A 10,009-nucleotide genomic window follows, 5' to 3' on the forward strand; every position below is an offset into this window, starting at 1 on the left:
GGTAGCCCGTAACCGTATTACTCTAGCCCTTGGCGCACATACCTTAAATAGGCTTCTAAACTGTGTTGCCACAGTGTGCTGGCTTCATTTAATGAGTTATTTAATGGCTTTTTATCAAGTAAGCGTCGTTCTATTTTTTTCAGTGCCAGTCCATAGCTATTAAAACCAAGTTGCATTGCGGTGCTGGCTTGGCGATGTAATAACTTAATGCATTGCTCGGGGTCTTGCTCTAATAAAGCTTGGCAACGGCTCAGCTTATTACGCGCAGATAGGATAAACTCATTATAAATAGAAGATACTTCGTCAATACTAAAAGAGCTTGTTAAGGTCTCTGTTGCGGTTTCATCGTATAACGTATCAATCAGCTCGACGGCAATGCTAGCTGTTTGTGTTGACTGTGAATCACTCAATGCTTGGCGTAGTTTTTCTTGCTTTAATGGCTTGCCAACAATGTCTTTAATACCCAGTGCTAAGTATTCTTTTATTTCATCAGGGCTCAAACTGGCAGTAAAGGCCAGCACCGGAGTTCGCTGATTTTTATGCTCCACTCGCTTGAGTGTTTTTAGCACTTGCTGCCCTGTTAAATCGGGTAAGTTCATATCAAGTAACACCACATCAAAGTGGTATTTTTTCATCAACTCAATCGCACTTTTGCCATCTTTAGCGAGCTTAATTTTATGCTCGTCGTCAGCCATAAATTCAACGGCTATTTTTTGGTTTAAATCTAAATCTTCAACAAGTAACACATCAAGTCCGGTTAAATAATCCTTACTTTGATGGCGCTGCTCTACAAGGCTAAGTTCACCTATGGCTAGCGTCATGTTAAAGCTAAATACGCTACCCACTCCCAGCTCACTGGTGATTTCTAGTTGGCTATTTATTTTATCGAGAAGGCGACTAGTTATAGCCAGACCAAGCCCCGTTCCGCCTTTTTCCTTACCGGCACTGCTTTGGATGTAGGGCTCAGTTAAATAATCAATTTCATCTTTTTCAATACCCGGGCCCGAATCGAGTACGCTTACTTTAAGGGTATGATCGAGCTGAGTTTCATTAATTAAATCAATCTGTACTTTTACTGTGCCGGTGTCGGTAAATTTAATCGCATTACCAACAAGATTAATAATGATTTGTCTGAGCTTTTGTTGATCGCAGTAATAACAGGCTTTATCAGGGATGTTACAGGCAAGCTCAAATTTAAGCTGTTTTTGTTCGGCCAAAGGGCTTAACAGCAGGCATAAGTTTTGTAGCCAAGTTTTGAACTCTATGTCTTCTTCGTACAAGGCTTCGTCATGCTGATCTAAGCTTGCGTATTCCAGCACTTTATCTACTAGTAAGTTGAGCGACTCAGCTGAGTTGATAATGGCTTCGCAATAAGCTTTATTGCGGCTGTCGCTAGTTTGGTTTAACACCAGTTGTGCGCTGCCTAAAATGCCGTTTAATGGGGTGCGTATTTCATGGCTTATAGTTGATAAAAAGAGCCCGCGAATCTCTAAGTCTTTGTGTGCTTTTTCGGTAAGTTTATTAAGCCTTAATTCTCTGCGTTCATTACACAATAGAGCCATACCGGCTGCATAAAACATAGGGGCAATCACACTGTTCAAAAATAATAGTGAGTCAAACCATGGGTTTAATATTGCATCTTGTTGTGCAACGCGATCCATAAAAATAGTTCGAGTGATAAAACTGGCTGCAACCAAGGTTAAAATAATAATGTAAACAATACTGGCATTAGGATAAGGTTTTCGCGCATATTTAAAAAAAACAAATAGTAAAAAAGCGGCTTCTACAATATGTTGAAAGTCAGAAATATAAACCCGTGAGCGCATAGATGGCTGAAAAAAAGTGAAGTAAACAAGCAATAAAGCGCTGGCAGCGGTAAATAGGCAAACAAATTTAAAACCACGACCACGATAATTTAAAAACTGACTCAGCGATAAGCAATGCACAATGGACGCTAAAAACATCATGCTATTAGCAAAGGTAATGGCAAGCTTTTCAGGGATTTTACCTATGAGCGCAAAGCCCACAATGGCGGCTAATAGTAGTAAAGGGTAGGAGATATAAAGTAACGTGCCGGGGACATGCTTATTGGTACGCCAAGTTAAAAAGTTCAGTAACGTCATCACTGTCATAACAGCGATACTGGCAAAATAAAGCGTAAATGAGTCGAGCATTAAGACCCCAACAGCGATTTTTAAAGAAGATATAAAAACAGGCACCTGAAGTGCCTGTATTAAATTTATTTAAATAAGCCTTAACGAATTTCGTCAGGAATATTTTGTTGTGCCCAAGAGAGTAGTTCAATACGGTTACGGCATTTAGTTTTTCTAAATGCGCTGTATAAGTGAGTTTTAACCGTGTGCGGGCTAATGCTTAACTCTTCAGCAATTTCTTTATTTTTCGACCCGTTACTCATTAACGAGATAATCGCTTTTTCACGTTTAGTGAGTTTTATTGGCTCAATATCGCCATCAGTTAGCTTATGTAGTGCGTCTTTGTTAAATTGCAGCATACGGTTGAGCGCATTACACATAATATCACGACGATACCAAAGCTGATCTTCAAGTAGTAAACGAATCCCTTTCATTAATACGTCAGCATTATCGGTGGTGTAAAATACACCGCGAATACCACTGAGTAATGCACGATTAGCAAGCTCTGGGTTTTCATCTAAATTGAACAACACAATATCGCATTTGACGCGTAAATTAACGAGCTGCTCTTTTAGCTTAGTCCATGCGTCTTTACTTGATGTTTCAATGAACAATAAGCGAGTACCTACCGGAACATCTAAAATATTCGTACCTGTAGTTACGTCTAGGCCCTGCGTTTTTAACAAAGGCTCTAAAACGTTAATACCAATAGTGTTAATTGGTTCTTCATCTAACAACAAAAAGGCTGAACTGCTCATGTATTTTACTCTTTTATAAAGCTGGCTAATTAATCTTACCACGATCCCTGCACACCTTTTGTATTAGGGAGTAACAATTTCACTGGCGAAAAGGTGCGATTTACGATTATTTAAACATAAAATGTTGCAAATAAGTAATTGTTTTTTTGGTATATAAGAAAAACGCCGTATTTTTAATGTATTTTTTAAGATACAGGATTTAATGAGTGATTATAGCGCAACTTTTTTAGTGTTTTGATACGGAGGCCAGCCCATTTCTTTTCCCGCTAGCATATGCAAATGAATATGGTAAACGGTTTGTCCACCGTGTTCATTGCAGTTCATCACCACGCGGTAGCCGTCATCGCTAAAATTAAGTTGTTTGGCAAGCTTAGCCGCTACCACATATAGATGACCAACAAGATGTGAGTTTTCCTCAGTGACATCATTAATCGTGGCAATGGCTTGTTTAGGAATAATCAACGCATGAAAGGGTGCTTGAGGGTTAATATCTTTAAATGCAAGTGCTAGGTCGTCTTCGTAAATAATGTCAGCAGGAATTTCACGATTAATAATTTTAGTAAAAATAGTCTCTTGACTCATAATGATGACTCTAATTTTTTCGATTAATATGTATACCACTAATGACAAATTTTGCCAGCAGTGTCAAACTGAAATCAACTAAAGGAGTAATTATGCGTAAATCAATATTATTAGGCAGTGTAGCGGCGCTCTTGGTGAGTGCATCTAGTTTGGCAGAAAACATTCACTTTCCCGAGGAGTTTGTTCCTTTACAAGTGGGTGAACGAGTCATTGAAAGTTCGATTTTTAGTCGTGTTGATGATGTTGAGTTAGCACCGGGTACTTATCAGTTAAAGCTTAAATACACAGATTTATATGATTTAGGTTATGACGATCACGAAGTGATTGAGTCAGAGCCCTTTTGGGTCAATGTAACCGTTGAAGCAGGTAAAGATTACACCTTAGTATTTAATCGTGCTGAAAATGCGGTGGCAGCAAAAGTATTTGCTGAGGCACCGCAAGTAAGCTTAAAAGCAAAAGGCAGTACCTTAGCTGAGCCATTAAATGTGATAGCTGAACGACAACTACAAAGTTCACAGTTTAATCAGCAGGCCTCAGAAACCCCTGCCGGCCCACAAAAACCAAGTCGCCCAATTAAACCGATTGCGCCAATTAATGGTAAGGGCATGCCAAGCGCTGCCAATATGCTCGACTTTTGGTGGCAACAAGCAACGCCCGCTGAAAGGCAGGCTTTTTTAGATAAAGTAACGAAATAATTAAGCATTAAAAAAGGGCCAAGTTGGCCCTTTTTAATTTATTGATAATGCTATTTAAATAATGCGTCAATAGTACCTTGTGCCAGTGGGTGATAACCCGGACGCGCTTTTAAGTACACGCTTTGTGCCCAATCTTTTTTACCATTGGTAATAAGCGCTTTATAAAGCGGCACGATAAGCTTACGACGACCAATACCCGATAAATGCTTATCAAGCGCAGGGTAAATCGGTTGGTAACCATTACCTACTGCTAGCATATACCATGCAAACGCACGTTCTGCGTTGGTTGATTGGGTTAAGTTAAACTCGCCGTCTAATTCAGTCATTTTTTCAATGCTTAAATCGCGCGGTAAGTTGTTTAAAAAGTGTAGCCACTCATGCACAGTCCAATTTACAGTGGGTAATTGTGCCGCCGTTGTATCCCCTTTTAACCAGCTCGCTGTTGCAGTATCGACTTTATCGAACGCGTTAGAAGTTGGGTTAGGTGCATCACTTGGTAAACCAGGCTGAAAAATCCACTCGTTTACTTTATCCATGCTCACTACGCCTGGATACTTTTCAATTAAGTTAGCTTTGATGTACGTAACAAATTGTGCGGTGGTTAGCGATTTAAATGCAAATTCATTAAAGTAGGTCTTAACAAAGTCATCAAACTTATCACGGCCGTATTTTTCTTCTAGGTAAATTAAAAATAGCTGACCTTTTGTGTAAGGCACTGAGCTAAACGCATCATCTGGATCGCGGCCATTAAGTTTTAAATTAAGGCGTGTGTCTGGAGCATCAATGGTTTTAAGTTGCGCACGTAGGCCAGCTGCATCAAGTGCTTGTTCCATAACAGCTCGGTCACGCCCAAATACCTCTTCCATAATGCGGTTTTCAACGTAAGAGGTAAAACCTTCGTTTAACCACAAATCTTCCCATGTAGCGTTCGTCACTAAGTTGCCAGACCAAGAATGTGCAAGTTCATGCGCAATCAGGTTAACTAAGCTTTTATCGCCAGCAACAACGGTTGGGGTAATAAATGATAAACGTGGGTTTTCCATACCTCCAAATGGAAAGCTAGGTGGTAGCATAAGTAAATCATAACGACCCCATGCATAGTCGCCGTACATGGCATTGGTTTTGTCGATCATCGCTTGGGTGTCATTAAATTCAGCAACCGAGGCGTCTAAAATAGTCGGCTCTGCAAAAATACCAGTTTGCTTAGACATGGCCTTAAATTCTAAGTTACCTGCACCAATTGCAATTAAGTAAGGTGAAATAGCTTGTGGCATAGTGAAGTGGTAATCACCATCTTTATAAAGAGCATCTTTATTATCAGCACTCATTACTGCACGAATATCCTCAGGGGTATGAATGCGCGCATTATAAGTTACACGCATTGCTGGGGTGTCTTGCACTGGGATCCAACTACGCGCATGAATCGCTTGTGACTGGCTATACATAAACGGGTGAGTTTTACTGGCAGTTTGCTCTGGCGTTAACCACTGTAAGCCAGACGCTTCTGGGCGGCTGTTATAGTAAATACGAACTTTTTGTGCTTGATTTTTAAAGGTAATAGTTAGTTTTGAGCCTTTAACATCATCGCGGTTAGCAAGGTTGAAACTAGCTTTATGCCAATTACCATTTGCCGTTTGATACATCACTTTATCAATATCAAGGTCACGGGTATCAAGTACTAGCTTTTTACTGTTGGCATTTTGCCACTGTAGCGTATGCTCAACAAAACCTTCCAATTGCTTATCAGCAAAGTCGATGTCTAAATCAAGGTTTAAATGCGTGGTGATAACATCATCAAGGTTGGCGTAGGAATTTTGATCAATAGCGCTGGCCATTGCTTGCGAGCACATACCTGCCATAGCTAGGCTTAAAAAAAGAGGTTTGATTTTCATAATTACCTTGAGTACAAATAAAAAAAGTGCAGGTTTTATATCATGATTGCTGCAGTGGGTTGAACAATTTTTACAAGCTGATGCGCAATTTGCGACGATGAGTTAAACTAGAGCGATTAATTACTGCTACCTTTAGAGGGCTTTGTGCCGCACTCATTACAACCCTTACATACATTTGCATTAAGTAGCCAATGCCAAAATTTTGTCGAGATTACCGACTCAGCGCAGCTTAAAAGTCAGTGCTTTAAAGTCCCCTTTTGTTTGTTGGGTGAGGGCAGCAATACTATTTTTTTAAATGACTATGCAGGCACGGTCATTAAAATGGCAACCCAAGGCATTACTATAACTGAGCGCTCGCATGACTTTTTAGTTAGTGTAGCTGCCGGTGAAAATTGGCATCAATTAGTGACTTACTTGCTGGAGCAAGGTATTGCGGGGTTTGAAAACTTAGCTCTCATCCCTGGTACAGTCGGCGCTGCACCAGTACAAAATATTGGTGCCTATGGCGTAGAAATAGCTCAGTTTATTGAAGCTGTTGACTATTTTGATATTGATAGCGGTAGCTTTAAATCTTTAACTAATCAGCAATGTCACTTTGCTTATCGTGAATCGGTATTTAAACACGCGCTAAAAAATAAAGCAGTGATCACCCAAGTGCACTTTAAGTTGTCTAAAATATGGCAGCCAGTACTCAGTTATGGGCCGCTACAACAACTAAAAAACCCGACGCCACAGCAAGTGTGCGCACAAGTTATACAAACGCGTAACAGCAAACTCCCAAATCCCTATAAGCTGGCTAATGCGGGCAGTTTTTTTAAGAACCCTATTATCACCAATAGTGAATTAGCGCAGTTAATTACGACATATCCTGAGGTACCTCATTACCCGCATGATGCCGGTCACCATAAAGTGGCTGCAGGGTGGTTAATAGAGCAAGCGGGATTGAAGGGATATAAAATTGCAGGTATAGAAGTGCATCAACAACAAGCGCTGGTACTAGTTAATCATGGTAATAGTACAGGGGATGATTTAATTAATATGATTGCTCACATTCAGGATATTGTTTTAACACGTTACAACATAAGTTTAGAACACGAAGTGCGGTTAATTGATCAACACAATGAATGCCATATCTCTTTGGAGCAATCAGTATGAAGGCACCTGATGGAAACAAGCTGGCTATTTTAAATGCACTGAATGAAGGTGGGTTCGTCTCTGGGCAAGCACTAGGCGATGAATTAGGAATAAGTCGCGCGGCGGTAAGTAAGCATATTCAAAGCTTACAGGCTATGGGCTTAGATGTATTTAAAGTTACAGGTAAAGGCTATTGCTTAAATAACCAAGTAGGTTTACTTAATCAGCAAAGCATACAGCAGCACTATGCTGAGTTAGGCGCTAATACCGCGAATATTGAAGTGCAACCACTGATTGATTCAACCAACAGCGAGTTAATGCGCCGCATTCAAGCTAAAGCAGCACTAAAATCGGGTACCGTAATTGTAGCCGAAATGCAGCAAGCAGGGCGGGGGCGTCGAGGCCGAGTATGGCAATCACCCTTTGGTGCAAACTTATACTACAGTTATTTTTGGCGCTTAGATGATGGTTTACAAGCCGCGATGGGCGTATCGATTGCTGTTGGTTTAGCGGTGTATGATGCGATAAAAGCACTTTATGGTATTGAAGTAGAGCTTAAATGGCCAAACGACATTTATATAAACAAACAAAAACTCGCAGGTGTCTTGGTAGAATTAGACGGGCAGCCACAAGGGCCATGTCAGTTGGTAATAGGGATTGGTATTAATTTAAATATGCCACAAAGTGCCAGTCAGTACATTGACCAAGCGTGGACCGATTTAAGTCAGCACACCCAGCAGCTAGATAAAAATCAACTAGTAGCTTCATTAACTTATTGTTTAGAGCAACGCTTAGCGCAATATCGTGAGAATGGCTTACAAACTATGTATCAACAATGGAATGCATTAAATGCATTTGCTGGTCAGCAGGTAGAGCTTAATACCGGACATCGTAGTTGGTGTGGCATTTGTGAAGGTATAGATGCGCATGGTGGTGTACGTATTCGCCAAGACGGTGAAGTGAAAAGTTATTATGGCGGTGAGATTTCATTAAGAAAGGCGCAAGCATGAGATTACTCATTGATGTAGGTAATACCTCACTCAAAGCTGTATTGTGGCAAGATGGGCAAATACAGCCATGCGATACTAATAATATTCCATGGCTGCAAATTACGGTTGTTGTTTACGCTTGTGTGGGCCGTAGTGAATTACTCAAGCAGCTATTAGAAAAAGCCCAAGCACAAAATGTCGATTGCTTTGAGGCTACGGTTAGTCATGAACTCGGTACGTTGCATTGCGCGTATCAACAAGTGGGTAATTTGGGTATAGATAGATGGTTGGCGCTCATTAGTGGTTATTCGCTTTACCCTAATACGGCCGCAATTGTTGTTGATGCAGGCACGGCAACGACTATAGACGTCCTTAATAATGATGGGCAGCACTTAGGTGGTTGGATATTACCAGGGCTTGATTTAATGACTGCCTCACTCACTCAAAATACTCAGCGCGTATTTGATGATGCAAACACGCCATTTGCTAATGAACTTGGCAAAAATACCCCCAACGGATTAAAAAACGGCGCTTTAGTGGCAACTATTGGCGCAATTGAACAAGCAAAGCTGCATTTGAATACAAAAAATAGCCTTTTAATTTTTGCTGGTGGTTATGGTCAGCTATTACAAGGGCATTTTTCAGACAGTATTTTCGACCCAATGCTAGTGATGAAAGGCTTAAATTACTGGTATGAGTTAGCTAAAAAGAGTTAAAAACAACAAAAAAACTGCTTTTTGCGCGAATAGTGAGCGTTTGAAGCATAAAATCACATTTTTTTTAATTTTTTGGTTGCATCCCAATAAACCTTACTCTAGAATCTCGCCCCGTACTAAAGCAGTGCCGACTTAGCTCAGCTGGTAGAGCAACTGACTTGTAATCAGTAGGTCAACCGTTCGACTCGGTTAGTCGGCACCACTTTCCTTTTACCGGAAGTGCTTAGTATAAAGAATTATCGTGGAGGGGTTCCCGAGCGGCCAAAGGGATCAGACTGTAAATCTGACGGCTCAGCCTTCGCTGGTTCGAATCCAGCTCCCTCCACCACTTTATTCTAGACGGTTAGAGGTAGTTTAAGAACAGGTTCCTTAAAGCGGGCATCGTATAATGGCTATTACCTCAGCCTTCCAAGCTGATGATGCGGGTTCGATTCCCGCTGCCCGCTCCAATTTGATGATGCTGATATAGCTCAGTTGGTAGAGCGCACCCTTGGTAAGGGTGAGGTCGGCAGTTCAAATCTGCCTATCAGCACCAGTCAATTGAATCTCCTTAAACACTTCCTTTATCTGTCAGAAAAAACTATTTGAAATTTGAAAAAATTAACTTAATCTACCTATGGTGGATTATTTTCATATGTAATCTAGATACACAAAACTGATAGGTTCCGTCATGGCAAAAGAAAAGTTTGAACGCGTAAAACCGCACGTAAACGTTGGTACAATCGGCCACGTTGACCACGGTAAAACTACACTAACTGCAGCAATCACTAACGTACTTGCAAAAGTATACGGCGGTGTTGCTAAAGATTTCGCATCAATCGATAACGCTCCAGAAGAGCGCGAGCGTGGTATCACAATCTCAACTTCTCACGTTGAGTACGATACACCTACTCGTCACTACGCACACGTAGATTGTCCTGGTCACGCCGATTATGTTAAAAACATGATCACTGGTGCTGCTCAAATGGACGGCGCTATCTTAGTAGTTGCTGCGACTGACGGTCCTATGCCACAAACTCGTGAGCACATCCTACTTTCTCGCCAAGTTGGCGTTCCTTACATCGTTGTATTCATGAACAAATGTGACATG

9 protein-coding genes and 4 tRNA genes are annotated in these 10,009 nt (G+C 40.9%); 9 read left to right on the forward strand and 4 right to left on the reverse strand.

Translation table 11 applies throughout. From position 1 onward, the window contains the following. Positions 1-17 precede the first annotated feature (17 nt). The 3 genes from CWB76_RS18340 to CWB76_RS18350 all read right to left on the reverse strand — a co-directional run bounded on the left by CWB76_RS18340 (position 18) and on the right by CWB76_RS18350 (position 3,493). Positions 18-2,174 carry a response regulator gene (locus CWB76_RS18340; protein WP_138609558.1) on the reverse strand — a complete coding sequence of 719 codons (2,157 nt, stop codon included), beginning with the start codon at positions 2,172-2,174 and terminating at the stop codon, positions 18-20. Positions 2,175-2,254: 80 nt separating this feature from the next. Beyond that, entirely contained in the window at positions 2,255-2,911 is a 657-nt protein-coding gene (locus tag CWB76_RS18345; protein WP_138609560.1) for a helix-turn-helix transcriptional regulator, read from the reverse strand. Positions 2,912-3,121: 210 nt separating this feature from the next. Beyond that, the gene (locus tag CWB76_RS18350; RefSeq protein WP_010392287.1) at positions 3,122-3,493 is read right to left on the reverse strand and encodes a histidine triad nucleotide-binding protein; all 372 of its coding nucleotides are present in this window, start codon (positions 3,491-3,493) and stop codon (positions 3,122-3,124) included. Positions 3,494-3,585: 92 nt separating this feature from the next. On the opposite strand from CWB76_RS18350, the gene CWB76_RS18355 reads away from it, so the two are divergent. Beyond that, a complete protein-coding gene (locus tag CWB76_RS18355) occupies positions 3,586-4,188 on the forward strand; it encodes a DUF2057 domain-containing protein (protein WP_138609562.1) in 603 nt (200 codons plus the stop codon). A 50-nt stretch (positions 4,189-4,238) separates the two neighbouring features. Here CWB76_RS18355 and CWB76_RS18360 read toward each other — a convergent pair whose 3' ends face one another. Continuing rightward, positions 4,239-6,080, reverse strand: coding sequence for a M1 family metallopeptidase (locus tag CWB76_RS18360; RefSeq protein WP_138609564.1), 1,842 nt, complete (start codon positions 6,078-6,080; stop codon positions 4,239-4,241). A gap of 144 nt (positions 6,081-6,224) precedes the next feature. Between CWB76_RS18360 and murB the strand changes: the two genes are divergently transcribed. The 8 genes from murB to CWB76_RS18400 all read left to right on the forward strand — a co-directional run. After that, positions 6,225-7,235, forward strand: coding sequence for a UDP-N-acetylmuramate dehydrogenase (gene murB / locus CWB76_RS18365; RefSeq protein ID WP_138609566.1), 1,011 nt, complete (start codon positions 6,225-6,227; stop codon positions 7,233-7,235). Next, a complete protein-coding gene (gene birA, locus CWB76_RS18370) occupies positions 7,232-8,224 on the forward strand; it encodes a bifunctional biotin--[acetyl-CoA-carboxylase] ligase/biotin operon repressor BirA (RefSeq protein WP_138609568.1) in 993 nt (330 codons plus the stop codon). The genes murB and birA overlap by 4 nt, the downstream gene beginning before the upstream one ends. Then, complete coding sequence (locus tag CWB76_RS18375) at positions 8,221-8,919, forward strand: type III pantothenate kinase (RefSeq protein ID WP_138609570.1); 699 nt, start codon at positions 8,221-8,223, stop codon at positions 8,917-8,919. Before birA ends, CWB76_RS18375 begins: the two co-directional genes overlap by 4 nt. A 126-nt stretch (positions 8,920-9,045) precedes the next feature. Next, positions 9,046-9,121 (forward strand) — tRNA-Thr (locus CWB76_RS18380). A gap of 41 nt (positions 9,122-9,162) precedes the next feature. Further along, positions 9,163-9,247 (forward strand) — tRNA-Tyr (locus tag CWB76_RS18385). Between the two features lie 46 nt (positions 9,248-9,293). Beyond that, positions 9,294-9,368, forward strand: a tRNA-Gly gene (locus CWB76_RS18390). A 10-nt stretch (positions 9,369-9,378) separates the two neighbouring features. Further along, positions 9,379-9,454 (forward strand) — tRNA-Thr (locus tag CWB76_RS18395). A 135-nt stretch (positions 9,455-9,589) separates the two neighbouring features. Beyond that, positions 9,590-10,009 (forward strand): GTP-binding protein (locus CWB76_RS18400; protein ID WP_138609572.1); only part of this gene is annotated, 420 nt, incomplete at its 3' end.

Source organism: Pseudoalteromonas sp. S1609, from assembly GCF_005887255.1.
Taxonomy (GTDB): Bacteria; Pseudomonadota; Gammaproteobacteria; order Enterobacterales; family Alteromonadaceae; genus Pseudoalteromonas.